Origin of the sequence: Bacillus sp. JNUCC-22 (genome assembly GCF_018861275.1) — a bacterium.
GTDB classification, from domain to species: Bacteria; Bacillota; Bacilli; order Bacillales; family Bacillaceae; genus Bacillus; species Bacillus velezensis.
In genome coordinates this window covers 2847173-2870010 of the sequence record NZ_CP076408.1, presented here as the reverse complement: position 1 = coordinate 2870010, position 22838 = coordinate 2847173, and the positions used below count along the sequence as shown (strand labels likewise).

General features: G+C 47.7%; 21 protein-coding genes and 1 other annotated feature. Of the genes, 11 read left to right on the top strand and 10 right to left on the bottom strand.

Annotated elements, in window-relative coordinates; genetic code table 11:
• Positions 1–28: 28 nt before the first annotated feature.
• Together JNUCC22_RS13845 and JNUCC22_RS13840 are read left to right on the top strand one after the other, a co-directional pair.
• Entirely contained in the window at positions 29–748 is a 720-nt protein-coding gene (locus JNUCC22_RS13845; RefSeq protein WP_007408810.1) for a YwaF family protein, read from the top strand.
• 195 nt (positions 749–943) lie between these two features.
• Complete coding sequence (locus tag JNUCC22_RS13840; protein WP_216061820.1) at positions 944–2128, top strand: MDR family MFS transporter; 1185 nt, start codon at positions 944–946, stop codon at positions 2126–2128.
• 41 nt (positions 2129–2169) lie between these two features.
• On the opposite strand, the gene JNUCC22_RS13835 is transcribed toward JNUCC22_RS13840, so the two are convergent.
• Positions 2170–2955: a YtvA family blue-light photoreceptor gene (locus JNUCC22_RS13835; RefSeq protein WP_007408808.1), complete on the bottom strand. Its 786-nt coding sequence runs from the start codon at positions 2953–2955 to the stop codon at positions 2170–2172.
• A gap of 387 nt (positions 2956–3342) precedes the next feature.
• On the opposite strand from JNUCC22_RS13835, the gene JNUCC22_RS13830 reads away from it, so the two are divergent.
• The 4 genes from JNUCC22_RS13830 (at position 3343) to JNUCC22_RS13815 (ending at position 7507) form a co-directional block, all read left to right on the top strand.
• Positions 3343–3678 carry a DUF4257 domain-containing protein gene (locus JNUCC22_RS13830; protein WP_015418038.1) on the top strand — a complete coding sequence of 112 codons (336 nt, stop codon included), beginning with the start codon at positions 3343–3345 and terminating at the stop codon, positions 3676–3678.
• A gap of 102 nt (positions 3679–3780) precedes the next feature.
• Positions 3781–3994 (top strand) — a binding site (T-box leader).
• A gap of 109 nt (positions 3995–4103) precedes the next feature.
• Positions 4104–6518: a leucine--tRNA ligase gene (leuS, locus tag JNUCC22_RS13825; RefSeq protein WP_007613214.1), complete on the top strand. Its 2415-nt coding sequence runs from the start codon at positions 4104–4106 to the stop codon at positions 6516–6518.
• A 116-nt stretch (positions 6519–6634) separates the two neighbouring features.
• Entirely contained in the window at positions 6635–6946 is a 312-nt protein-coding gene (locus JNUCC22_RS13820; protein ID WP_032873586.1) for a rhodanese-like domain-containing protein, read from the top strand.
• A gap of 66 nt (positions 6947–7012) precedes the next feature.
• Complete coding sequence (locus JNUCC22_RS13815; protein ID WP_252729703.1) at positions 7013–7507, top strand: GNAT family N-acetyltransferase; 495 nt, start codon at positions 7013–7015, stop codon at positions 7505–7507.
• A gap of 36 nt (positions 7508–7543) precedes the next feature.
• On the opposite strand, the gene melA is transcribed toward JNUCC22_RS13815, so the two are convergent.
• Genes melA through JNUCC22_RS13790 form a run of 5 tightly spaced genes read right to left on the bottom strand, consistent with a single transcriptional unit; the run spans position 7544 to position 12938 of the window.
• Positions 7544–8842, bottom strand: a complete 1299-nt coding sequence (gene melA, locus JNUCC22_RS13810; protein ID WP_216061818.1) for an alpha-galactosidase MelA — start codon at positions 8840–8842, stop codon at positions 7544–7546.
• Between the two features lie 22 nt (positions 8843–8864).
• On the bottom strand, positions 8865–9686 hold the full coding sequence (locus tag JNUCC22_RS13805; protein ID WP_149061769.1) for a carbohydrate ABC transporter permease: 822 nt from the start codon (positions 9684–9686) through the stop codon (positions 8865–8867).
• The gene (locus JNUCC22_RS13800) at positions 9683–10597 is read right to left on the bottom strand and encodes a carbohydrate ABC transporter permease (RefSeq protein ID WP_216061817.1); all 915 of its coding nucleotides are present in this window, start codon (positions 10595–10597) and stop codon (positions 9683–9685) included. The genes JNUCC22_RS13805 and JNUCC22_RS13800 overlap by 4 nt, the downstream gene beginning before the upstream one ends.
• On the bottom strand, positions 10594–11871 hold the full coding sequence (locus tag JNUCC22_RS13795; RefSeq protein WP_216061816.1) for an ABC transporter substrate-binding protein: 1278 nt from the start codon (positions 11869–11871) through the stop codon (positions 10594–10596). The genes JNUCC22_RS13800 and JNUCC22_RS13795 overlap by 4 nt, the downstream gene beginning before the upstream one ends.
• A 41-nt stretch (positions 11872–11912) precedes the next feature.
• Positions 11913–12938 carry a LacI family DNA-binding transcriptional regulator gene (locus tag JNUCC22_RS13790; protein WP_169510282.1) on the bottom strand — a complete coding sequence of 342 codons (1026 nt, stop codon included), beginning with the start codon at positions 12936–12938 and terminating at the stop codon, positions 11913–11915.
• A 200-nt stretch (positions 12939–13138) separates the two neighbouring features.
• Between JNUCC22_RS13790 and JNUCC22_RS13785 the strand changes: the two genes are divergently transcribed.
• Positions 13139–13321 (top strand): sporulation protein Cse60, encoded by a 183-nt coding sequence (locus tag JNUCC22_RS13785; protein ID WP_003152309.1) that lies wholly within the window; start codon positions 13139–13141, stop codon positions 13319–13321.
• Positions 13322–13356: 35 nt separating this feature from the next.
• On the opposite strand, the gene JNUCC22_RS13780 is transcribed toward JNUCC22_RS13785, so the two are convergent.
• Positions 13357–14892 carry a glycine betaine transporter OpuD gene (locus tag JNUCC22_RS13780; protein ID WP_216061815.1) on the bottom strand — a complete coding sequence of 512 codons (1536 nt, stop codon included), beginning with the start codon at positions 14890–14892 and terminating at the stop codon, positions 13357–13359.
• Positions 14893–15071: 179 nt separating this feature from the next.
• Positions 15072–16337, bottom strand: a complete 1266-nt coding sequence (locus JNUCC22_RS13775) for a BaiN/RdsA family NAD(P)/FAD-dependent oxidoreductase (protein ID WP_007408798.1) — start codon at positions 16335–16337, stop codon at positions 15072–15074.
• Positions 16338–16543: 206 nt separating this feature from the next.
• Here JNUCC22_RS13775 and JNUCC22_RS13770 point away from each other — a divergent pair, with 206 nt between their 5' ends.
• Both JNUCC22_RS13770 and JNUCC22_RS13765 read left to right on the top strand, forming a co-directional pair.
• Positions 16544–18181 (top strand): putative polysaccharide biosynthesis protein, encoded by a 1638-nt coding sequence (locus JNUCC22_RS13770; protein WP_003152313.1) that lies wholly within the window; start codon positions 16544–16546, stop codon positions 18179–18181.
• A 55-nt stretch (positions 18182–18236) separates the two neighbouring features.
• Positions 18237–18956, top strand: coding sequence for a pseudouridine synthase (locus JNUCC22_RS13765; protein ID WP_007408795.1), 720 nt, complete (start codon positions 18237–18239; stop codon positions 18954–18956).
• 127 nt (positions 18957–19083) lie between these two features.
• Here JNUCC22_RS13765 and JNUCC22_RS13760 read toward each other — a convergent pair whose 3' ends face one another.
• Complete coding sequence (locus JNUCC22_RS13760) at positions 19084–19305, bottom strand: DeoR family transcriptional regulator (RefSeq protein WP_003152337.1); 222 nt, start codon at positions 19303–19305, stop codon at positions 19084–19086.
• Positions 19306–19585: 280 nt separating this feature from the next.
• Between JNUCC22_RS13760 and JNUCC22_RS13755 the strand changes: the two genes are divergently transcribed.
• Complete coding sequence (locus tag JNUCC22_RS13755) at positions 19586–20290, top strand: ABC transporter ATP-binding protein (RefSeq protein WP_216061814.1); 705 nt, start codon at positions 19586–19588, stop codon at positions 20288–20290.
• Positions 20287–21447, top strand: a complete 1161-nt coding sequence (locus tag JNUCC22_RS13750) for an ABC transporter permease (RefSeq protein ID WP_216061813.1) — start codon at positions 20287–20289, stop codon at positions 21445–21447. The genes JNUCC22_RS13755 and JNUCC22_RS13750 overlap by 4 nt, the downstream gene beginning before the upstream one ends.
• A 33-nt stretch (positions 21448–21480) precedes the next feature.
• Here JNUCC22_RS13750 and JNUCC22_RS13745 read toward each other — a convergent pair whose 3' ends face one another.
• Entirely contained in the window at positions 21481–22785 is a 1305-nt protein-coding gene (locus tag JNUCC22_RS13745; RefSeq protein ID WP_012118223.1) for an NCS2 family permease, read from the bottom strand.
• Between the last annotated feature and the right edge of the window lie 53 nt (positions 22786–22838).

Genomic DNA, 22838 nt, shown 5'->3' with positions numbered 1-22838 from the left:
ACGTCATTTTCTCGCGCGGGGGAGCCTTATGCAGAAGTATTTTCAATTGAAATCTGAAACAGGAGCCTTTCATCTTTTTTCCAAGGAACACATTTTCACGCTGTTGATCATCGGATTGCTGGGGGCGGGCGTGATCGTATTCCGGAAAAAGCTCAACTACGGCCGGCCGAATCGCGTTTTCCGCTATGTGCTGTTCATTCTCCTTGCCGTGTCGCAGATCAGCTATCATATATGGCTGCTTTGTCATCATGCCTGGTCGCTGAAAACAGCTCTGCCGCTGCAGCTGAGCGACCTTTCCGTCTATTTGGCGATGCTGATGGTCATGACAAAAAGCAAAAAACTGTTCGCCTTCCTCTATTTTGCCGGTTTGGGCAGCGCCGTACAGGCGATGGCAACACCTGATTTAGGGGCGTATTCTTTCCCTCATTTTCGGTACATCGTGTTTTTCGTCTCCCACGGCTGTGTTTTTCTTACCTGCCTATTCATGGCCGCTTCAGAAAGGTACAGGCCGTCCGCGCGCGGACTGTGGGTATCGGTGCTGATCGTAAATCTGTACGGGGCGTGTGTCTTTTTTATTGATCGTGTGCTGAATGCAAATTACCTATATTTAATGAAAAAACCGAAGACCGCTTCGCTTCTGAACGTATTCGGACCTTGGCCGTGGTATCTTCTATCAATGGAAGCGGCGGTGATATTGAGCTTTTTCATTCTGTATATTCCGTTTTGGCTGCTGAGGAAAAGAGCGTGAGGCCGGCCTGTTTTTGCGAATCCAATCATTTGTAATTTTTTCAACATTCCGGCATTATTTTTTTCAGATTCTGATGTTGAAAAAAGACGTCCGCGGCGATAGAATGAATGTGCTATGATAACGTGTTCGATACGGAGCCGCGGCTTGCGGTTTCCGTTTTTTCATGGGGTTTTTTATAGAGAGAGGGGGATCGGTATGCCGCGCGCTTTGAAGATATTAATCATCGGAATGTTTATCAATGTGACGGGCGCATCTTTTTTGTGGCCGCTGAATACGATCTATATTCATAATCATTTAGGGAAATCGCTGACTGTTGCGGGGATTGTTCTGATGCTGAATTCCGGTGCCAGTGTGGCGGGGAATTTATGCGGCGGATTTTTGTTTGATAAAATCGGCGGATTCAAATCCATTATGCTCGGCATTATGATCACATTGGCAAGTCTTCTCGGACTCGTTCTGTTTCATCAATGGCCTGTTTATATTTGGCTGCTCATCATTGTCGGCTTCGGTTCCGGTATCGTGTTTCCGGCCAGTTATGCCATGGCGGGAGCGGTATGGAAAGAAGGCGGGCGGAGAGCTTTTAATGCGATCTATGTAGCTCAGAACGCAGGTGTCGCCGTGGGCTCGGCACTCGGCGGGATGGTTGCGGCGTACTCGTTTACGTACGTGTTTTTAGCCAATGCTTTGCTGTATGTGCTGTTTTTCCTTATCGTATTTTTCGGGTTTCGAAATATCAAAACCGGAAATGCGAGCCAGGTTTCTGTTCTGGACTACGAGCCTGTCAGCAGCAGAACGAAATTTACGGCGCTTCTCATATTGAGCGGCGGGTATGTTCTCGGGTGGATCGCCTATTCGCAGTGGTCCACAACCGTTGCGTCACATACTCAAAGCATCGGTATGCCGCTTTCATTATACAGTGTGCTCTGGACCGTAAACGGAATATTAATTGTCGCCGGACAGCCTCTCATGGGAGCTGTTCTGAAAAAATGGTCCGGTGCGTTAAAAACGCAGATGGTCATCGGCTTTTGTATTTTTATCGTCTCGTTCGGCGTGCTTCTCAGCGCCAAGCAATTTCCGATGTACCTCACCGCAATGGTGATTTTAACCGTCGGAGAAATGCTTGTCTGGCCTGCCGTGCCTACCATTGCCAATCAGCTTGCGCCTAAGGGGAAAGAAGGATTTTACCAAGGATTCGTCAACAGTGCGGCGACGGGCGGCAGAATGATCGGGCCGCTCCTTGGCGGCGTGCTGGTTGATCAGTACGGAATGAGCGTGCTGCTGTTGATCCTGATGGTGCTTCTTGTTGTCAGCATCGCAGCGACGGTGCTGTACGACAAACGCCTGAAAACCGTTAATAAACAAAACGTCCAAGTGCGATGACGACATAAAAAAATCCCGCTGTTTCGGCGGGATTTTTTTGTTTATACGACCGGAAGCACGTTGACGGCGTCCTTAACGTTTAAATATGTCTTTAATGAAGAAAAGCTGGCATCAAGCTGATTCATTCTCATGGCGAGGGTAGGCTTGATACCGGTGATAATCAATTCTGTGCCGATTAATTTAAGCAGGTGGTGCAATTTGAAAATCCGGTCTGCGGTCTGTTCGTTTACCTCGGCCAGACCTGATAAGTCTATAATTAAGTAATCATCTTTAGATGCGGTTAATATGTCTGTCAAAGTTGTCACAATTGAATCAAATCGTTCTTCCGTTAAGTTTCCCACTAACGGCAAAGCGGAGATGCCGTTTCGGATCGGAACAATCGGTGTTGACAGCGTCGTGATTTCTGTGAGGGAATCCTCAAGGAGCTTTTCGTATTCTTTCTGCTCTGTAATGTCTTTTTGAAAACCGACAAAATAGAGCTTGTCTTCAACATAAAGAGGATCAATGTTGAGTTCATTCCAAAACGGGGTGCCGTCTTTTTTGACGTTTTTCAGCCGCACCGTGATCTTTTCTTTCTGGGTTAAGCTCTTTCTGATTTTCGCGACTTGTTGACGGTCGGTTTCTTTGCTTTGCAGAAATCTGCAGTTCTTACCTAATATCTCTTCGGAAGAGTAGCCTGTCATATCCATAAATCCCTGATTTGTATATATGATGGGATTGTCCTCAAGAGAGGGGTCTGTAATCACCACGCCGATGCGTGCGTGATCAAGCGCCTTTTTGATAAGCTCCAGCTGCTCCAGTTTTCCGAATACATTTGAGTCAGCCATGTAAAACCCCCTTTTGGCCGTAAAGCTGCGCGCTTTTTCAGCCGTGTTTCTCCCCTTTTTAAATGAATCTACAGTAACCGTAGCATAACATATGTTCTGATTCAAGCAGCCGAAGTTTGCAATTTGTCATTCGGGCTTGTCCTCATATACACTGAATATATAAAGGGAAGGCACATCATCGCTAAGTAAGTGACTAGGTCATTGTCACTGGGTGAAAAATGAATCTAATGCATCAAGCTTACCGATCATGTGTTCACATATAATGGAAGAAACAAGCTTTTTACTTTCCTGCTCAATCGCCGGTATGTAGATATCGAATATCATCGTATTCGTAAGGGGGCTGGATGGCCTGAAGTCGCTTTACTAAATAAGGGCTTTAGGAAGGTGATGAAGATGCTGCATCAGGTAATAATTGCTTGTGTAATTGGAGGCATCATGGGGGTTCTCGGTCATGTGAAAAAGAGAGGCAGGCTGGAGAAACCCAGAATGACAAAGCGGTTTATCTATCTCGGTTTTTTGGAAGATGGTTTTATCGGAATGGCTGCTTCCATCTTACTTGTCTTATCCGCTGACCCCGATTCAGGAATTCAACTCGTCATCTTATCCATAATCGCAGGCTACGGCGGAGAAGCTGTTCTCAGGAGCTTTGATTTTGTCAGAGAACAAAACAGTGATTCGGCCGAAGCAAAACCACACCAGCAAAAAAATCCTCCATCAAAATAATATCCCCGCTCATGACCCGTTCCGGGTACATTCCCATTGTATACAAACCTGCTTGCACTTATGAACAGAATTCTATAAAATACAGGTAAGATTACGGTAGCGATAAGAACAGTGAAGAGGAGCAGTAAGAAGCAGATTTTGCAATCAGAGAGTTGACGGCCGGTGCAAGTCAATCAAGTCTGTTTCCGAACTCGCCTCAGAGTTGCAGCGGCAAAACCGCTGACGCATAACTGCGTTAAAAGTATCAAGTGAGTGCGGCTTAAAACCGCGCTAACGAGGGTGGTACCGCGGGAAATAAAAATCTCTCGTCCCTTTTTGGGATGAGGGAGTTTTTTTTAGTTTTAGAATAATCTGAATATAATCTTCCTCATCCCGTCAATACTTGGACTACATACGCCGTATTCAATCAGAAGGAGGTTTTTACGTTGAGTTTTCAGCACGAAAAAATAGAAAAGAAATGGCAGAATTACTGGTTGGATCATAAAACGTTCGCCGTCAGTGAAGAGAATGACAAGCCGAAGTTTTACGCGCTTGACATGTTTCCGTATCCTTCAGGAGCCGGCCTTCATGTCGGACATCCGGAAGGCTATACGGCAACCGATATCCTTTCGCGCATGAGACGCATGCAAGGATACAACGTGCTTCATCCGATGGGATGGGACGCATTCGGGCTTCCTGCTGAGCAATACGCGCTTGACACGGGGAATGATCCGGCTGAGTTCACAAAACAAAATATAGATAATTTCCGCCGCCAGATCCAATCACTCGGATTTTCTTACGATTGGGATCGTGAAATCAATACGACTGATCCGGACTATTACAAGTGGACGCAGTGGATCTTCACCAAGCTGTACGAAAAAGGGCTCGCTTACGTAGACGAAGTGCCGGTCAACTGGTGCCCGGCGCTCGGAACGGTGCTTGCGAACGAAGAGGTCATTGACGGCAAAAGCGAGCGGGGCGGCCATCCGGTTGAACGCCGCCCGATGAGACAATGGATGCTGAAAATCACCGCTTATGCGGACAGGCTTCTTGAAGATTTAGAAGAACTTGACTGGCCGGAAAGCATTAAAGACATGCAGCGCAACTGGATCGGACGCTCAGAAGGCGCAAACGTGCATTTCGCGATCGACGGCACTGATGACACGTTTACCGTGTTTACGACAAGACCGGACACGCTGTTCGGCGCGGCTTATGCCGTACTGGCTCCTGAGCATGAGCTTGTGGAGGCCATCACGACGCCTGAACAAAAAGAAGCGGTAGACGCTTATGTTAAAGAAGTTCAGGCGAAAAGTGACCTGGAACGGACGGATCTTGCGAAAACAAAAACGGGCGTCTTCACGGGCGCATATGCCGTAAACCCTGCAAACGGAGAAAAGCTACCGATCTGGATAGCGGATTATGTCCTCGCCTCTTATGGAACGGGCGCTGTAATGGCCGTGCCGGCGCATGACGAACGTGATTTTGAATTCGCCAAAGTGTTCAGCCTGCCTGTCAAAGAAGTCGTAAAAGGCGGAAACACGGAAGAAGAAGCGTACACGGGAGACGGAGAGCATGTCAATTCCGGCTTTCTGAACGGACTGAATAAAGCGGAAGCGATTGAAAAAATGATCGCCTGGCTTGAAGAAACGAAAAACGGTGAGAAAAAAGTGACATACCGTCTGCGTGATTGGCTGTTCAGCCGCCAGCGCTATTGGGGCGAGCCGATTCCGGTTATTCATTGGGAAGACGGCACGTCAACAGCCGTTCCGGCGGAAGAGCTGCCGCTGATTCTGCCGAAAACAGATGAAATCAAACCGAGCGGAACAGGTGAATCACCGCTTGCCAACATTAAAGAGTGGGTGGAAGTCACTGATCCTGAAACGGGCAAAAAAGGCAGAAGAGAAACGAACACGATGCCGCAATGGGCGGGAAGCTGCTGGTATTTCCTCCGCTTTATCGACCCGAAAAATCCGGATCAGCTCGCTTCACCTGAGAAACTGGATAAATGGCTGCCTGTTGATATTTACATCGGAGGAGCGGAGCATGCCGTGCTTCACCTTCTGTACGCGCGTTTCTGGCATAAATTCCTCTACGACATCGGTGTCGTGCCGACGAAAGAACCGTTCCAAAAGCTGTATAACCAAGGAATGATTCTCGGGGAAAATAATGAAAAAATGAGTAAATCCCGCGGAAACGTCGTCAATCCGGATGAAATTGTGGCGTCTCACGGAGCAGATACGCTCCGCCTGTACGAAATGTTTATGGGACCGCTTGATGCATCTATCGCCTGGTCTGAATCAGGTCTTGACGGAGCGCGCCGCTTCCTTGACCGCGTATGGCGTTTGTTTATCGAGGAAAACGGCGAGCTGACGGGCAAAGTGACAGAAGGCGCAGGCGAAACTCTTGAGCGCGTCTATCATGAAACGGTCATGAAAGTGACAGAAAACTTCGAAGCCCTTCGTTTTAACACGGGCATTTCTCAGCTGATGGTCTTCATTAATGAAGCTTACAAAGCGAATGAACTGCCGAAAGACTATATCGAAGGTTTTGTGAAGCTGCTTTCTCCTATTGCGCCGCATTTGGCTGAAGAACTGTGGGAAAAACTCGGCCACGAAGGTTCGATTGCATACGAGGCTTGGCCTGCTTATGACGAATCAAAACTGGTGGATGATGAAGTTGAAATCGTCGTCCAGCTGAACGGAAAAGTAAAAGCGAAATTAATGGTTCCGGCTGATGCTGATAAAGCAGCGTTAGAACAGCTCGCACAAGCTGACGAAAAAGTAAAAGAGCAGCTTGAAGGAAAAACGATCCGAAAAATCATTGCCGTACCGGGCAAGCTTGTCAATATCGTGGCAAACTGACCGGACGAAGCCCCTCTCCTACAGAGAGGGGCTTTTTTATCAGGCCTCTATCATAGAAATTGCACCGCGGGCTTTGGTATACTTAACACCATAAAGATGAATGGGAGTGTCACACATTGAAAATAAATGAAATCAGCACAGCCGCACTGGAAGAAAAATTAAAAACGGGAGAAGAGCTGTATCTGGTTGATGTCAGAGAAGACGAAGAAGTTGCCGAAGGAATGATTCCGCAGGCCGTTCACATCCGCATGGGAGACATCCCTGAGAAGATGGATGCGTTAGACAAGGACAAGGAATATGTATTTATCTGCCGCTCCGGAAAAAGAAGCATGAACGTTTGTATGTATTTACATGAGCAGGGCTTCCGTACGGTTAATGTTGAAGGCGGCATGCTGGAGTGGGAAGGCGAAACAAAGCCGAAGAAATAACGCTTTGAAGTGAAAGAAGAAAAGGGACGTGCGTCTTTTTCTTCTTTTTTTATAAAAAAACGGGAGATGAATCAGGTGAAACCGATGATCCGCGCGATGAAAACAAACGATATCAAACAGGTCCGGCAAGTCGCAGAACGCAGCTGGCATCATACGTATGAAGGGATTATTCCCGGACACATTCAGGATCAGTTTCTCGAATCGGCCTATCAGGATGAGATAATGGAACGCCGGCTCTTGCATTCTCTGTTCTTTGTGGCAGAAGAAGAGGGACGAGTGCTCGGTTTTGCAAATGCCACCCCGGTTCAAAAAGACGGAAATGCGGAGCTGACCGCCATCTATATTGACCCGGATTGCCAGGGAAACGGGATAGGCACGGCACTCCTTAAAGAATGCATCAGGCAGTCCGGCGGGGTAAAAAAGCTTTATGTCCATGCAGAAAAAGAGAACCGCATCGCCTTGTCCTTTTATCAAGCGAAAGGGTTTCAATGGGTATGTGAATTTGAAGAAGATTTTAAAGGACACAATTTACAGACGGTCAAACTGGTGCTGAACATATAAAAGCGTCCGGCCCGCCCAGGACCGGATCGCGAATGATCAGTGATAAGCCGGAAGCCGGTCTTTGTGCGCTTCGAATAAGTCATCACACAAAGATATGATGTCATTCATGGAAAGCTCGGCGCTCGTATGCGGGTCAAGCATGGCCGCCTGATATACAGCTTCCTTTTTTAATGTAACAGCCGCTTCGATGGTTAAAAGCTGTGTGTTAATGTTTGTTCTGTTGAGCGCCGCGAGCTGCTCCGGAAGTTCGCCGGAATAGCACGGCATAATGTGGTTTTTGACGGCTGTGCAAGGCACTTCAACGACCGCTTTCGCCGGCAGATTCGGTATCAGCCCGGTATTCAGCACATTGCCGCCGAATGTGAACGGTTTGCCCGTCTCCATCGCTTCAATAATTCTCGAACCGTATTCTTTTGAGCGTTCGTGCGTCAGGTTTTGGTTGTTGATGATGCCGTCTCTCATCGTTTCCCAGTTTTTGATTTGTTCCGCGCATCTCCTCGGATATTCATCAAGCGGGATTTGGAGTTCATCTATCAGCTCCGGATACCGGCTTTTTATAAAATACGGGTGATATTCGGCATTATGCTCAGATGATTCCGTCACGTAGCAGCCGAATTTATCCATCAGCTCAAACCGCACCATGTCCTTATGTTTCGTCTTTTGTTTTTCGCGTGCCCGTCTCTTAATTTCAGGATATAAATCAATTCCGTCTTTTTTAATCTCCAAAAGCCAAGCCATATGGTTGATGCCGGCAATGCGTTCTTCCGTACCTTCGTGATCCATGCCGAGTGAGTCAAACAGATCTTTGGTACATACCTGGACGCTGTGGCACAGGCCGACCGTTTTGACATTTGTATGTCTGAGCATCGCTCCGGTCAGAGAGGCCATCGGATTTGTATAGTTTAACAGCCACGCATCCGGGCAGACCTCTTCCATGTCTTTTGCGATGTCAAATAAAACGGGGATGGTGCGAAGGGAACGGAAAATGCCGCCTATTCCGACGGTATCGGCAATCGTCTGGCGGAGACCGTACCGCTTCGGGATGTCAAAGTCAATGACCGTCGCGGGTTTATAGCCTCCGACCTGAATGGCGTTTATCACATAGCCGGCGTGTTTCAGCGCCTGTTTTCGGTCATCGTAGGAGATGATGGATATACTCGTATTGTAGCGGTCTCTCATGTTTTCCAGCATGAGCTGGGATTCTTTCAGCCGTACAGCGTCAATATCATAAAGCGCAAATTCAAACCCGTTTAATGCTTCAGTCAGTAAGCAGTCCCCCAGTACATTTTTTGCGAAAATCGTGCTCCCCGCTCCGATAAACGTAATTTTCTTCAACAGAAATTCCTCCCTTTTCTTCTCAGCCTTTGACCGCCCCGGAGGACAGCCCTGAGATAAAATATTTTTGAAGCGCCAAAAACAAAACGACCATCGGCAGCATCGCCATAATTGCGGCTGCGGCGACTAAGTGAAGATTGTTCGCGTTTTCGCCGAAGAATCCCGCCATGGCCACGGTCAATGTCTGCACCTTTTGATCTTGTAAAAAGAAAATCGCAAATTGGTAATCGTTCCAGATAAACACGCAGGAAATAATGCAGACCGTTGCGGTAATCGGTTTCAACAAAGGAAACACGATTGTATAAAAAGTCCTGATCAATCCCGCGCCGTCCATCCTGGCGGCTTCCTCAAGCTCTTTCGGAATGGAAGAGCGGATAAACCCTGAATATAAGAAAACGGTCAGCGGCATATATGCAGCCGTATTTATGAGAATGGCTGCGGCATGCGTATTGATCAGCCCCGCATCAGCGACCATCTTGTATAAAGGAACCATGGAAGTCAAAGGCGGGATGATCATGATTGAAATCAAAAGGCCGAAGACGATTTTGTTCAGCTTTGTATTTCTTCTTGCAAGCGGGTATGCGGCAAGCGAACCCATGAAAATTAATAAAGCGGCGGAAACGGCTGTAATGATGATCGTGTTCAGAAAGGATTGCCCGAGAGAGGCACGTTCCCATGCTTCACGAAAATTCTGAAGTGAAAAGGCGGATGGCAGCGACCATTTTGAACTGTAGTCTCCTTTTGCTTTTAATGACGTGGTCAGCAAAATATAAAAGGGGACAATATGAACGCACGAGATAACGGCTGCCAACAGCGTAAAAATCCGCATTCGGGCTGTTTTCATGACATTTCCGTCTCCTTTCGCTTGAAATACACGAGAGCCGAAAAGCTGATGACAAGAATAATGACGGACATAAACACGCCTTGGGCGGCGGCATATCCCGCATCCTGCCGTTTAAAATATAAATCATACATAAACGTCGACATCGATTGAGAGGAATTGCCCGGCCCGCCTGCGGTCAGCGCGAAAATGACATCAAACAGCTTCAGCCCGCCGATGATATTGATGACCATGTTGATGGTGACAGCCGGCATCAATAAAGGCAGGGTGATGGTGAAAAACGGCTGAAGACCTCCCGCGCCATCCATTTTTGCGGCTTCGTAATAATCTTTCGGAATGCTTTGCAGCCCCGCCAAATATACAATCATCGCAATGCCTGCGTATTGATACGTGTTAATCATGACGATAATCCACGGGTTTGCCGCAGGGCTTGCCAAGGCGTTGACAGGACCGATTCCCAGTGCGGCAAGCACATCATTCAGCGCACCCCCGTCATATGAGAAAATAAAATACCAAATGTATCCCATTATCAGCGGACTGATAATGACGGGCAGGTAGACGATCGTTCTTGTGAGCGCCTTCATTTTTAAGCTCTTATTCAAAAGAAGCGCATATAAAAGTCCGAGCATATTCTGAAAAAAAGTGCTTCCGATGCCGTAAAGCAAAGTGTTTTTCACAACAAGCCACGTGTCCGGATCTGTAAAAAGCCTTTTATATTGAGTGACTCCCACCCATTGATACGTCTGTGAGAAGCCGTTCCAGTTTGTAAATGTGATAAAAGCACCTTTGACAAACGGAAAAATCATGAAAATAAAAACCGTGGCAAGAGCGGGGACGTACATCCACCACAGTGACGCGGATTTTACCGGCTTTTGATGTTGAAATCCTTGGGTTTCTCTTGCAAGATCACTCATTCTTTTTCAACTCCCCGTGAATCAGATTGAAGCCGGAGCCGCTTATATTCCCTGCCGAGTTTCGCTGAAATTTCAGCGGGGGTTAAGATATCGGCCATCAGTTCCTGCCCGGCTGTTCCCATCACATCCCACATTCCGTTCGGCAAATAAAGGCGGTCAAAATAAGGCTGCACCTTAATATGCTGATAGCGCTTATAGTCATTTGCGTAGAAAATGTCCGTTTGCACATTCACTAATCCGGCCGGAAGCGAGGTCGCTTCGGCAATTGATTTTGCATGCTCGGGGCGGGCCATAAATGCGATAAACTGTTTCGCTTCTTCAAGCCGCGGGGAATCCTTGAATGCCGCCAGCGTGTAACGTTCGCCTCCGATCCAAACCGGCGCGTCTTTCTTGTGGACGGCCGGGGTCGGTATGATGCCGACTTTTACCTTCGGATTGATTTGAGCGACGTCTTGGCCGAGGGTGCCGCCCTGCAGCGTAAAGGCGATTTTGTTTTGCGCCATCAGTTCAATGAGCTGGGACCGTTTTGCCGTCACGGCATCTATATTGAGCAGGTTTTCCTTTTGCATCTCTTTCAGTTTGTCAGATAAATAGGTGAAGTGTGTCCAGCGGAAGGTTCCGTTTAACAGCTGTTTTTTGTAACGGTGTGCGGGATCTGTGATGAGAAGCGGTGCGGCGAATTGATCGTAATATTGGGCAAAGGAGCTTTTCTCATAGCCGGCAAACCAGAAGGGGGTGACTGTTCCGCCGCTTTTTTCTTTAATCTGTCTCAATGCCTTCATAAAATCATCCATTGTTTCCGGCGGTTTGATTCCGTATTTTTTCAACAGCGTGCGGTTGTAGGCCAGTCCGTCCTTTGCCTGATTCAGAGGGAAGGCGTATATTCTGCCTTTTGCGTCTTTGAGCATGCTGTTTAAATTCGGATCGAGCCGCTTCGTCCAAGACATGCCGCTGAGGTCGGCGGTATATTCTCCGTAGCGGATTTTGGCCCAGCCGTGTGTGTCGAAAAGATCGGGCATGTCACCGGCTGCCATTCTGACCCTCATCATATTTTCGTAGTCATTGCCTGGGAAATGAACGTTTACTTGAATGTCCGGATGTTCTTTTTGGAATGAATCAGCCAACTTTCTGAATACGGCGCGTTCGCTGTCTGAGGATATGGTGGAATAGACTGTCAATGTTTTCTGCTTTTCTCCGGCGCCGCTCTGTTCTGCCGAGCAGCCGGGAAGGATCATGCAAGTAAAAGAAAGAAACAAAGCCAGTAAGCGTTTCATCTTTTCCTCCTTTAAATATGATATAAACGCTGCGGGACACGTCACCTCCTTTCTTGTGAGCCGCAGCTTTGTCTGACAATCAATGAAGTGGGGAGCGTCACGGCCAGCGGGACGGTTCTGCCGTTTAAACGGTCGAGAAGCAATTTGACACCCGTCCGGCCCATCTCTTCCGTGTATACTTTTACCGTTGATAACGGCGTGCTGGCGTATTCTGCCTCATCAATTCCGTTGAAGCTGACAACCGCCGTATCGCGCGGGACTTGAAGGCCGGCTTCCTGCAAGGCTTTTAAAGCGCCGACAGCCATCGAATCACTTGCGATAAAAAAGGCATCGGGGAGACTTCCGCCTTTGATGGCTTCATTCATCAGCCGGAACCCTTCGTGCATGCTGTATTCGCCGATCAGTACATGCTCCGGCTCGGCGCCGGCCATTTGTAAGAAAGCGGTCAGACGCTTATCCTCAATCGTTTTATTGCTGTTTACACCGTCTATGACGGTATGTTCCCGCTCCCGGCCGCCGATATAACCGAGCCGCTCATAACCGAGCGACAGAAGATGTTCTATCGCCTTTTGCGCTGCGGCATAAAAATCCACGCTGACGGAATCGTAGCGGGCGGGATCGGGAGTGCCGTTAACAAATACCGCGTGCCTGAAAGCGGCGCTGATATTCGTAAGCGCCTCGTCTTGCAGGCTGCCGATGACGATGACACCGTCCAGTTCGTGAAACATATGCTCTTGAAAAGAACCGAGATGGATAGAAGATGTGATAAAAACTTTTTGTCGAAAGCATTCTTCCTCAATGCCTTTTCGGATCGCCGAAAAATAAGGATCCTGCCGTTCTTCTTCCGGTGACAGGCAGCTGACAACGCCGATCAGGGGCGCTGAATCGCTGCGGCTGCGGTTCTTCCGTCTTTTTGCCGACGGCTGATAGCCCAGCTCATCGGCGATCCTCAGAACTTTTTCTCTTGTTTCATCAGTCACAGCCAAAGAGTCATCCTTATTCAAAATTCTCGATACTGTCGCGCTGGATACAGATGCCTGTAAGGCAATATCTTTGAGACGGACCATTTCGCATCTCCTTTTTACTAAATATTTACTAAACAGAAATGACCTGGTTATTGTTAAAATGATATTATCATACGAGAGTAAGCGTTTTCAACAACTATTTTTGGATACTTTTAGTAAAAATCAGTAAAAAAGAAAATCTGTTTTTCTCTATCATATTTCAATTGAACCGGAATAAATTGATAGAGAAAGGAGAGGGTGATGTGCTGAAGATAGCTGTTTTTGATGAGGAGCATGAAAAGGATCTGCAGACTGAAGTCAATACATTTTTAAAGGGGATTTCTGATGAACAGCTCGTTGATATTAAATATACGGTAGCGGCGGCCTGTGATCCTGAAGGTGAGCAGCTTTATTGTTTTTCCGCTCTCATTTTATACCGAAAATAAAGAAGCCCGGACGAAATGCCGGGCTTCGTTGTTCATTATGCTTTTTTGACGCGGGGACTTCTCGGTTTTTGGTATTTCTCCGCTTGTTTGATTCCTTTTCTCTCGCTCGCTAATGACTTGTACAGAGACACGATCATCAGAAGGATCACGACTGAAAACGGAACCGCGGCGAGAATGGCCGTGTTTTGCAGTGCGGCCAGACCGCCGGAATATAATAATACCGCTGCCACGGCGGACTGGATGATGCCCCAGATGATTTTCACCCGGTTTGACGGGTCTAAAGAGCCGTAAGACGTTTGCATTCCAAGCACAAATGTCGCTGAATCCGCTGATGTAATAAAGAATACAGCGATCAGAACAAGCGTTAATACGGATGTCACCATTGTCATCGGATAGTGGCTGAGTGCGCCGAACAGCATCGTATCCGTTGACATTCCCGCGACATTGAATACGCCTTTCTGCTGAAGATCCATCGCGGATACACCGAAGATCGCAAACCATAAGAAAGCCAATATACAAGGTGTCACCAGTACTCCGATTAAAAATTCCCGGATCGTCCGGCCCCTTGATACACGGGCGATAAAAATGCCGACAAACGGCGACCAGGATATCCACCAGGCCCAATAGAAAATGGTCCAGCTGTTAATCCATTCGCGCTTTTGGGGATCATTCGGAGACAAGCGAAAGCTCATCTGCACGATATTTTGTATGTATTGGCCGATAGAATCGGTAAATGAGTTCATAATCAGCACCGTCGGGCCTGCAATGAGCATAAAGATCATTAAAATAGCCGCGAGCGCCATGTTGGTATTGCTTAAGTATTTAATCCCTTTGCCGATTCCGCTCCACGCAGAAATCAAAAATAACACGGTTACGACAGCGATCAGGATCAGCTGAATGGAAAATGTTTTCGGAATGCCGAATAAATAATGCAGACCGCCGTTGATCTGAGTCGCTCCGAGCCCTAAGCTTGTCGCCACACCGACAACGGTCGCAAACACGGCGATACAGTCAATCGCTTTGCCGATCGGCCCGTTTACTTTATCGCCCAAAAGCGGTGTCAGTGTGCTGCTGATCAAACCGGGCGCGTCTTTTCTGAATTGAAAATATGCGATACATAAAGCGACGACCGCATAGATGGCCCAAGCGTGCAGCCCCCAGTGGAAAAATGTGTACCGGAGCGCATCACGAAATGCTTGGGGCGTTTCTGTTTCACCTGAGGGAGAGCTGATGGCGTAATGGCTGATCGGTTCCGCAGCCCCGTAAAATACCAAACCGATTCCCATGCCCGCGCTGAAAAGCATGGCAAACCATGATAATAAGCCGAATTCCGGTTTTTCCCCGGGTTTTCCGAGTTTTATTGTGCCGATCGGACTCACAATGAGAAAGAGACAGAAACCGACAAATATAGAAACGACCAGCAGATAATACCAGCCGAAAGAATCCGTAATAAATTTTTGTGCCGTATCAGTGACTTGCTGCAGGCTGTCAGGAGAAATGGCCCCCCATAAAACCGCAGCGGCTGTGATGACAATCACAATCCAAAAAACACTGGAGATGTTCTTCTTCAAACGTTCTCACCCTCTGACTATTTTTTTCAATACGCCATTTTGTTTTAGTATGGTCGTACGATTGCAGATCAATCCTTTCTTCCTATTCCCTCAATCAGGTGAAACAAAACGCAGAAAACTCTATCATGTTTTTGGTCAATTATCAACGGGGACGCTCAGGTAAGTGCGCTTTAAACCATTTAGAGCGAGCGTGAGAAACGTCCTGCATTCAAACCGGCGAGACGCCCCGTGACAAAGGCTGAAGTGATATTGTAGCCCCCGGTATAGCCGTGAATATCGAGTATTTCTCCGCAAAAATATAAGCCTTCCATTTTTTTTGACGCCATTTGTTTCGGCTCAATCTCTTTTACGGAAACACCTCCGCCTGTGACAAATGCTTTGTCCAAAGAAAGCGTTCCGTCAGCGGCAACCGTAAATTGTTTGCAGTCTTTGACAAAAGCCCTGAATTGATCCTTCGGCAGTTCCGTAAAGCTTGTCTGCGGATCAAGACCGTTCCGTTCCAGAAGAAAAAGCAGGTACCGTTCCTGCATCCACGGCTTCAGCGCGTTTTTGAGCGCTTTTTTCGGTGCGTCTTTCAGTTCCTTGTGCATCTTTTGAAATAACTCTTCCTCGTTGATGCCGGGAAACAGATCGATGCGGAGTTTGACCTCTGGCTGCTTTTTCAGTTCTTTGACGACAAACTGGCTGCAGCGGAGAATGGCGGGGCCTGACAAGCCGAAATGGGTAAACAGCATGTCCATCACGTGTGTGACGATTGGTTTGCCTTTTTTATTCAGGACGCTGACGGCCGCGTTTCTAAGGGACAGCCCCTGAAGTGTTTTTTGTTTAATAAACGGTTCTGACGACGTAACCGGCACTTCCGTCGGAAAGAGTTCGGTCACGGTATGACCGGCCGCTTCCGCCCATGCATAGCCGTCTCCGGTGCTGCCGGTATGCGGGACTGATTTTCCGCCGACCGCGATAATGACGGCGTCTGCGTTAATGTGTTCGTCATTGTTTGTCGTAATGCCCGCTGTCCTGCCGTTCTCGTACCGCACCTCTTTGATTTTTTCATTTGTGCGGATGGTGACATTCAGTTGTTTTAATCGGTTCAAAAGCGCATCGACAACGCTTTGCGCTTTGTCCGTCACCGGGAACATGCGCCCGTGGTCTTCTTCTTTCAGCTGAATGCCGAGTTTTTCAAAAAAGGCGATGATATCTTCATTATTAAATTCGGAAAACGCGCTGTATAAAAAGCGGCCGTTGCCGGGGATGTGTTTGATGATTTCTTCAACGGGGAGGCGATTGGTCACGTTGCAGCGCCCGCCGCCGGAAATCGCCAGCTTCCGTCCCAGCTTGTTTCCTTTATCGATTAATAATACGTCCGCCCCTTCTTCGCCTGCGGCAATCGCAGCCATTAAACCGGACGGGCCGCCGCCGATCACAATCACGTCATAGTGTTTCATATTTCATCAACAACTTTCTTTTTCACGTATAATAGGCGGAAATGTCCGCTTTCTGCTATTATAGCGAAAGAAAGGGAATCCTTAAACGTATTTTGTTTTTAAAGAGTTTTCCCAAAAAGTTTCCCGCTGTAATTATTACCGTCTAATTGCCCAGTTGTGTTAAAATAGAAAAGTTGAATCTTCGTAGAAAATGGTGATGAGGAAACATGTCAAGCAAATTGTTAAGGGGCACGTTCGTGCTGACGCTCGGCACCTATATATCGCGGATTTTAGGGATGATTTATCTGATCCCGTTCGGAGCGATGGTCGGAGCGACGGGCGGAGCTTTGTTTCAATACGGATATAATCAATATACACTGTTTTTAAACATTGCCACGATGGGATTTCCCGCCGCGGTTTCAAAATTTGTCTCGAAATATAATTCCAAGGGAGACTATGAGACGAGCAGGCGGATGCTGAGAGCGGGAATGTCGGTTATGCTCGTAACCGGGATGATCGCTTTTTCAATTCTTTATATTTCAGCGCCGTTTTTTGCGGAAACATCTCTCGGCGGCACGAGTAACAACGGACTTACGATTGACCACGTCGTTTATGTCATCCGGATGGTCAGTCTGGCACTTTTGGTCGTGCCGATTATGAGTCTTGTGCGCGGTTTTTTCCAAGGTCATCAGATGATGGGGCCGACAGCCGTTTCACAGGTTGTGGAGCAGCTTGCCCGGATCATCTTTTTATTGGGCGCCACGTATTTGATTTTAAGAGTGATTAACGGCGGCCTTGTCATCGCAGTCGGATACGCGACTTTCGCGGCGCTGATCGGATCATTCGGAGGGCTTGTCGTCCTTTATATTTACTGGAATAAGCGGAAGGGCGATCTCCTGGCGATGAAGCCGAATCTCGTCCCGTCTGCGAACTTAAGTTATAAAAAAATGTTCATTGAGCTTTTCAGTTATGCCGCTCCTTACGTATTTGTCGGACTGGCGATTCCTTTGTATTCGTATATCGATACGAATACGTTTAATAAAGCGATGATTGCGGCGGGTCATAAAGATATCAGTCAGGACATGCTAGCGATTGTCACCCTTTATGTGCCGAAGCTTGTGATGATCCCGGTTTCTCTGGCGACCGCTTTCGGTCTGACGCTGATTCCGACGATTACTGAATCGTTTACGAGCAGGAATTATAAGCTTTTGAACCAGCAGATTAACCAGACGATGCAAATCATTCTGTTTTTGGTTATTCCCGCTGTTGTCGGGATGTCCGTGTTATCGGGTCCGGCCTATACGTTCTTCTACGGCTCTGAAAGCCTTCGCCCGGATATCGGACAGGATATATTGTTCTGGTACGCGCCTGTCGCGATTCTGTTTTCTCTGTTTACCGTAAACGCGGCGATCCTGCAAGGGATTAATAAGCAGAAATTTGCTGTCGTGAGCCTTTTCATCGGCGTCATTATAAAAGTGGTGCTGAACGTGCCGCTGATCAAGCTGTTTCAGGGAGACGGGGCCATCTTGGCAACGGCGCTCGGTTATATCGCTTCTCTTCTGTACGGTTTTATTATGATTAAGCGCCATGCGGGCTATTCGTATACGGTACTTATAAAACGGGTTATTTTAATCGCAGTCCTGTCCGTCGTGATGGGAGTCGCGGTCAAGCTGACTCAATGGCTGCTCAGTTTCTTTGTAACATACCAAAGCGGCCAGGTGCATGCGGCGATTGTCGTCTTTGTCTGCGCCGCTGTCGGCGGTGCGGTGTACATGTTTGCCGCGTACCGAATCGGATTTTTACAGAAAATGTTTGGAAACCGTCTGCCCCGCGTTTTGAGGAGAGGCAGGCATTCCGCCCATTAAGAATAATGAATAGTCCGCTTATCGCGGGCTTTTCTTTTTAAAGGAGAGGATCAGGATGAGACTTGATAAGCTGCTTGCCAACAGCGGATTCGGCTCAAGAAAAGATGTGAAAAAAATCGTCAAGGCTGGGGCTGTCATGATTGACGGAGAGCCGGCGAAAGATGTGAAAACCCATGTCGATCCGGAAAAACAGGACATCACGGTATACGGAGAGCCGGCAGACTATCGTGAATTTATTTATGTCATGATGAATAAGCCGCAAGGAGTGCTGTCCGCTACAGAAGACAGCCGCCAGCAAACGGTGGTTGATCTGCTGACGCCTGAAGAACAGCGATTTGAACCGTTTCCGGCGGGACGTCTTGATAAGGATACGGAAGGCTTTTTGCTTCTGACCAATGACGGGCAGCTCGCTCATCGCCTGCTTTCTCCGAAAAAGCATGTGCCCAAAACATATGAGGTCCGGTTAACTTCACCTCTGTCACCGGAAGACATCGTTCATCTGGAAAGAGGCGTCGTCATTGAAGGAGGCTATAAGACGAAGCCGGCAGCCGTTGAAATCATTACAGAAAGCCCGGATGAAACGGTGATTCACTTGACCATTACAGAAGGCAAATATCATCAGGTGAAGCTGATGGCAAAGGCTGTCGGAAATGAAGTGGCTTATTTGAAGCGGCTTTCGATGGGGGCTGTTTCTCTTGACCCGGATCTTAAACCGGGAGAATTCCGCGAGCTGACTGAAGAGGAGCTTGAAACGCTGAGAGGCGCTGAAGTGTAATCGATATCAGAAAAGCCCAAAACAGATTTGTTTTGGGCTTTTTATATAGAGGAACAAAAAACAAGGCAAAGACGCTGCTTTGCCTTGCAGCATGTCAGGCCGAAAAGGGCCTTATGTAATTGTTCGCTTAAGATGTAATTTTCACTTTTTTTCGTGTTGTCTCCCACTTGCCTCGGCTAGGACTATGAACAAGATCATTGTATGCTAACACATTTAAGTCTCGCTGAATGGTTCTAGGTGTAATGCCGAATTCATCAACCAGTTCCTGTGTTGTCACAAGGCCTTTTTCCTGGATGAACATGTAAACTGATTTAATCCGAGTCAGCATACGATTTGTTGAAGGTTTCAAAAAACCACTCCCTATCATAAGATCGGATGGACTTGATATACCACAACTTTCGACTCTAAAACTTCGTACGAATAAGCAACAAAGGATGACATTCTGTTTTTTCTCTTTTAACTGCCTCCATTATACACGATATGGACAACATGAATCTAGGAATAAGCGCAGATAATTTTTTCCAAATGGGTGCCGCCTTGGTGCATTACTATGCCCGGTCCGCTTTTATTATTATGGAAACTGAAACTTTTTTTATACATGTCCGTATGAAAACGGGGGAGTGAGAAGTTTGGGAGAATTATTGAATGCAAACATTGTCTGCGCCGGTTATGCTGACAGGCCGAAGGTGATTTCTGATGTATCTCTGTCAGTCAACGCTGGTGAAATTGCCGGTTTAATCGGAGCGAACGGCGCGGGGAAAAGTACAGTGATAAAGGCGGTTCTCGGGCTGTCCCGGGATATAGAAGGCGGTATTAAGTGGAATGATTCATCTTATGCTTACATACCGGAGCGTCCGAGTTTTTACGATGAACTGACGCTTTGGGAGCACCTCGAGCTGACCGGGTCATTGCGGTGTATAGAAGGGGAAGAATGCCGTGAGCGGGCAGGGCGGCTGCTTGAAGAGTTTTCGCTGACGTCTGTAAAACATGATTTGCCTTCCGGTTTTTCAAAAGGGATGCAGCAAAAATTGATGCTCATACAGGCATTTTTGGCGAAGCCGGATATTTACATCATTGATGAGCCTTTTATCGGACTTGATCCGATCTCAACGAAGCTGTTTACCGACATGCTGATTGCTGAGAAAGAAAGGGGCGCGGGGATTTTGATGTGCACTCATGTTCTGGATACGGCGGAAAAAATCTGCGACCGGTTTTATTTGCTGGATCAGGGCGCTCTGCTTCTTCAAGGCACGTTAGAGGAGCTTCAGGAAAAAACGGGGAGCCGTTCACTGCTGGATTGCTTTTATTCAGCGGTTCGGAGCAGTCAGCGATGACCGGGCGGGCTTTGTTTTTTCAAAGGCTGTTTCATTATTGGCGGTATCAATGGAAGGTGTTTCAGACGGTCATTGATTGGACGGTCGCGCTGTATATCGTTCTTCCCGCTGCCGCATTTGCCGTTTATCAATATGCTGATTGGCTGAACGGCAGGGGGCTTCTTAATGGAGCGGCAGGAGTATTAGGATGGGGCTGGCTGTATGTATTCAGTGCCCTGATGTTGTGCACGGGTTTTATTCATACCTTTTTGCTGGAAGCGGATCACGTATTTTTGGTGCATGCAAAACATCTGATGCAAAAGCTGAAACGGTACGCGCTTTTGTATTCGATGCTCCTTTCCCTTATCAAATGGGGTGCGCTTGCCGTATTGTTATTTCCCTTATGGCGCCAGTACGGTGACTGTACCTTACCGGCATATTCAGGTATGTTTTGCTGTCTGTTCGGCTTCCATACCGCGATATTAGCCGTACATCGGCACAGAAAAAACAGCAGGCGGACATTCGGGAATCAGGCGGCGGGCTGGCTGAAAGTGATGGTTCTGATGGCGGGTGCGTTTTTTATGATCGTCTTTGCCGCCGAATGGTATTGGCTTTGGCCGGCGGGATGTATATTGTTCATCTGTTCCGCCCTTTTGACTTGGAAAGGGACGGAGACATTATCAGCCTTTGAGGAAGAAGTGCTTGAGGAGAACAGGCGCAAGCTTTCTTTCGCGGCCTTTGTTTTGATGCTCAGCCATGATGTGCAGCTCCCGAATGGTAAAAATAAAGGGCGGAGCAAGCCGTTTTTATATCCCGGCTCCAAGCACATCTTTACAAAACGGTCGGCGTATACGGCGTGGAAAGAATTGTTCTTTAAAGTGCTGATCCGAAACGGCGGGTATCTCCGGCAGCTTTACCTTTTAACCGCGGCTTTTACGGCTCTTATTCTCGTTCTTCCGCTCTTAGTGAAGCCGGCAGTCCTCATTTTGTTTGCGATCGTCAGCCGCTATGCCGCGTCACTTTTATTTGACCGGATCACGGATAAACCGGTTTTAAGCGGTATCAAGAGAGACAGTGATGACTATTTCAGGGCGCGAAACAGCGCATTAACCGTCATCCAAGTCATCTGTTCCGCCTGGTGTCTCATTGCCGCGATTCTTTCCGTTCTTTATATGTGAAAATCCCTTTCCGAAAAAGGAAAGGGATTTTTCTTAATGTCCGTTCAAAATAAAAAGCTGAATAAAAAACAGCACGGCGAAGATGATGACTAAAGGATGGATTTCGCGCCATTTTTTCTTAGCTGCTTTAACAAGCGGATATGAAATGAAGCCGAGTGCGATTCCGGTTGAAATACTGGACGTTAAAGGCATCGCCAAAATGACGAGAAAGGCCGGGAACGCTTCATCAAGCTCATTCCAGCGGATATTCGATACCGCACCCATCATCAGGCTGCCGACAATAATCAGAGCCGGTGACGTAATCGCGGACACTTCCGATAAGACGCTGACAAGCGGGCTGAAAAACATGGAAACGGCAAACATAACCGCAATCGTCAGCGCCGTCAGACCCGTTCTTCCGCCGGCCGCCACACCTGCTGAAGATTCAACGAACGCGGTCGTCGGGCTGGTGCCGAAGATGCTTCCCACCGTCGTAGCGGTCGAATCAGCCAAAAGCGCTCTTCTGGCATTCGGCAGCTGATTGTTTTTGATCAGTCCCGCTTGTTCGGCGACACCGATCATGGTGCCGGTCGTGTCAAAAATCGTAACGAGAAGAAAAGAAAACACAACGGCGTACAGACCGTGATGCACGACATCCCCGAGGGCTCCGAACGGATTTGTGATCAAAAGCCCCTCCGGCAGGTGCGGGAAGGACATGAATCCTTTCGCGAAATGAATCTGCCCCGTCAAAAAGGCAATGACGGCGGTCAGCGCCATGCCGATGAACAGAGCCCCGTTAACATTCAGCACCATCAGTACAATACTGATGATAAGCCCGATAAGCGTTAAAATGACGGCGGGCGAATGAAGATCGCCGAGTGCGACCAGATTAGATTTATCAGCCGTGATGATTCCGGATTGGCGTAAGCCGATAAAAGCGATAAATAAGCCGATGCCGGTCGTAATTCCGTATTTTAAATTGTCCGGAATCGCTTCTATAAGTTGTTTTCTTAAAGGCGTTAACGATAAAATAATAAAGATGACTCCCGCGATAAAAACGGCGCTGAAAGCCGTCTGATACGTAATGCCGCTGCCTGTGCCGACAACGTGAAAGGCAAGATACGCGTTTAAGCCCATGCCGGGGGCAATGGCGATCGGAAAATTCGCAGCGAGAGCCATCCATAAAGTTCCGACAATGGAAGCGATAATCGTCGCGGTGAACACCTGGTCAAACGGAATTCCCGCATTGGAAAGGATCACCGGATTGACGACAATGATATACACCATTGTGAAAAAGGTGGTCAATCCCGCGGTAATTTCTCTTTTTATTGTCGTTTGATGCTTGTCGAGATGAAACATAAGTACCTCCAATGACGAACATTTTTTCAAAACATCATCTATATTATTCGTTT

Excerpts from the sequence above, each read along its gene's own strand:
- JNUCC22_RS13745 (WP_012118223.1), bottom strand. The coding sequence starts at position 22,785 with ATGTTTCATCTCGACAAGCATCAAACGACAATAAAAAGAGAAATTACC.
- JNUCC22_RS13815 (WP_252729703.1), top strand. The coding sequence starts at position 7,013 with ATGAATCAGGTGAAACCGATGATCCGCGCGATGAAAACAAACGATATC.
- JNUCC22_RS13835 (WP_007408808.1), bottom strand. The coding sequence starts at position 2,955 with ATGGCTGACTCAAATGTATTCGGAAAACTGGAGCAGCTGGAGCTTATC.
- JNUCC22_RS13770 (WP_003152313.1), top strand. The coding sequence starts at position 16,544 with ATGTCAAGCAAATTGTTAAGGGGCACGTTCGTGCTGACGCTCGGCACC.
- JNUCC22_RS13805 (WP_149061769.1), bottom strand. The coding sequence starts at position 9,686 with ATGAAAACAGCCCGAATGCGGATTTTTACGCTGTTGGCAGCCGTTATC.
- JNUCC22_RS13795 (WP_216061816.1), bottom strand. The coding sequence starts at position 11,871 with ATGAAACGCTTACTGGCTTTGTTTCTTTCTTTTACTTGCATGATCCTT.
- JNUCC22_RS13800 (WP_216061817.1), bottom strand. The coding sequence starts at position 10,597 with ATGAGTGATCTTGCAAGAGAAACCCAAGGATTTCAACATCAAAAGCCG.
- JNUCC22_RS13790 (WP_169510282.1), bottom strand. The coding sequence starts at position 12,938 with ATGGTCCGTCTCAAAGATATTGCCTTACAGGCATCTGTATCCAGCGCG.
- JNUCC22_RS13845 (WP_007408810.1), top strand. The coding sequence starts at position 29 with ATGCAGAAGTATTTTCAATTGAAATCTGAAACAGGAGCCTTTCATCTT.
- JNUCC22_RS13765 (WP_007408795.1), top strand. The coding sequence starts at position 18,237 with ATGAGACTTGATAAGCTGCTTGCCAACAGCGGATTCGGCTCAAGAAAA.
- JNUCC22_RS13775 (WP_007408798.1), bottom strand. The coding sequence starts at position 16,337 with ATGAAACACTATGACGTGATTGTGATCGGCGGCGGCCCGTCCGGTTTA.
- JNUCC22_RS13830 (WP_015418038.1), top strand. The coding sequence starts at position 3,343 with ATGAAGATGCTGCATCAGGTAATAATTGCTTGTGTAATTGGAGGCATC.
- JNUCC22_RS13840 (WP_216061820.1), top strand. The coding sequence starts at position 944 with ATGCCGCGCGCTTTGAAGATATTAATCATCGGAATGTTTATCAATGTG.
- JNUCC22_RS13750 (WP_216061813.1), top strand. The coding sequence starts at position 20,287 with ATGACCGGGCGGGCTTTGTTTTTTCAAAGGCTGTTTCATTATTGGCGG.